This is a genomic window from Candidatus Hodgkinia cicadicola, from assembly GCF_002774925.1.
Map to the genome: position 1 here is coordinate 1 of NZ_NXGO01000080.1, position 1,677 is coordinate 1,677.

Below are 1,677 nucleotides of genomic sequence, written 5' to 3' on the forward strand. Positions count from 1 at the left end.
GTTAATAGAATTCCATCTACACCATATTGAATTGATTTACATATATGTTCCAAGACATCAACTTCTGTTGATCTTAAATCACTATAACTGAATACCATCCAAGTACCATTGATTAGCTTACAACAAACTGATGAAACGATGTATTGACTTCCGAATCTTTCAACGCAGTTGATAACAGATCCCGAATTCATAATAGGAATTGAATTAATGACTACCATACACTCTCCAACCTTCAACGAACACGGCACACCTTTTATCATTCTTGTTTCTCCACTTACTACCGATAAAACAGACATGTATCAGTAATCTCCGATGTTGTATTGTATAATATTCATTTTTTTTGTTATCAGATGAAGATGTTATATTAAACAAACAAAGTTTATCAACACCACTAATGCTATATTTATTAGCAAGTAAACTTAGACCACTGACCGTTGTTAAATCAGAGAACCTAGATACCACTTACTTGTTGTTGTAATTTACATCTATATATATAGTAATTATTTTGATGTTTAAACTAATAAATCATCCGATCGTTTATTATATCAACGGATATTTGGGCCCTCATAAGGGGCCACCACATATTACATCAACCAAACTACTATTCAAATTAGTTCTTAAGAAGATCAGCAACGTTTGTAACACCGCCAGAAACAACCATTTGGTAATCGTCTTTTGTTTATCATCCTTAATAAACCTGTTGTATTATAATATCTTCCGTTACCCCATCACGATCAATATCAGTCATACAAATAAAACCCAAATATAAAATCTAACATCCCATTGCCATTACCTTAAATAATCACTTCTATCTGTGTTGTTAAATCCATCACATATCCAAGATCATGACATCAAATATACCAATACTAAACACATATCCTACTAAGACACTTAACAACATACTCCAAACAAAAACTTCAATATCACTTACAACAAAAATACCTAATTATTAGTCTAGTTTAACCACTAGTCAAAATATCTATTCAATTGTGTCCATGGTTTGTATTTCCACCTCCCGATTGGATATTGTGGTTAGTCTAATCTAAAAATTCTTTAATAGTTCTAAAGTTCTTTGGTTTACCCACATACCATTTCCATCTAAATCAACTATATGCAACGTACTCAAGGTTTGAAGTTGGAATTCATCTATTACTTCTGTTGATGAATTCTCGTATACCTCATATCGGTTTATGTTATCTTTGTTAAGTCTAACATTTTTTAATCTCAAACGTCCATAAGCTGATATATATCACTATCATGAATTTTTGGCTAATCAAGGTAAGAAATCTTTAAACAGAACATAATACCAAAATATAACCTTTGATCCAGATAAAACTATACTCCAATTATATTCTCGTTACAAACAACGACCGTCATGTCTTTAGTAAAAACAATGTATCATACCAAGATGTTTAGATGGATTAAATGGGGTTTTTTTTGTATTCAAGTGCTTTGGTTACTTCAACGTACGATGAAAACAACACATCTTTTTGTTCTGTTGATGTTAAAGACATGTAATACAAACCAAGGATCATATCTTGGGATGGCAGGATACATGGATCACCATGGGCCGGATGAAACACATTGTTTTCCGTCATCAACAACGTTGTAACCTCAATTCTGGCTTTCAGACTAAGCGGAACATGAACTGCCATTTGATCACCATCGAAGTCAGCA

The 1,677-nt window shown here is 32.5% G+C and carries 4 protein-coding genes; all 4 read right to left on the bottom strand.

The window, feature by feature from the left end; translation table 4 throughout:
• Nucleotides 1-296 (bottom strand): beta/alpha barrel domain-containing protein (locus MAGTDC_RS02915; RefSeq protein ID WP_278046959.1); only part of this gene is annotated, 296 nt, incomplete at its 3' end.
• The gene (locus tag MAGTDC_RS04855) at nt 205-462 is read right to left on the bottom strand and encodes a hypothetical protein (RefSeq protein WP_192573150.1); all 258 of its coding nucleotides are present in this window, start codon (nt 460-462) and stop codon (nt 205-207) included. The genes MAGTDC_RS02915 and MAGTDC_RS04855, both read right to left, overlap by 92 nt.
• 580 nt (nt 463-1,042) lie before the next feature.
• The gene (locus MAGTDC_RS02920; RefSeq protein WP_146656971.1) at nt 1,043-1,228 is read right to left on the bottom strand and encodes a beta/alpha barrel domain-containing protein; all 186 of its coding nucleotides are present in this window, start codon (nt 1,226-1,228) and stop codon (nt 1,043-1,045) included.
• 193 nt (nt 1,229-1,421) lie between these two features.
• A partial coding sequence (locus tag MAGTDC_RS02925; protein ID WP_146656972.1) for a hypothetical protein occupies nt 1,422-1,677 on the bottom strand: 256 nt, incomplete at its 5' end.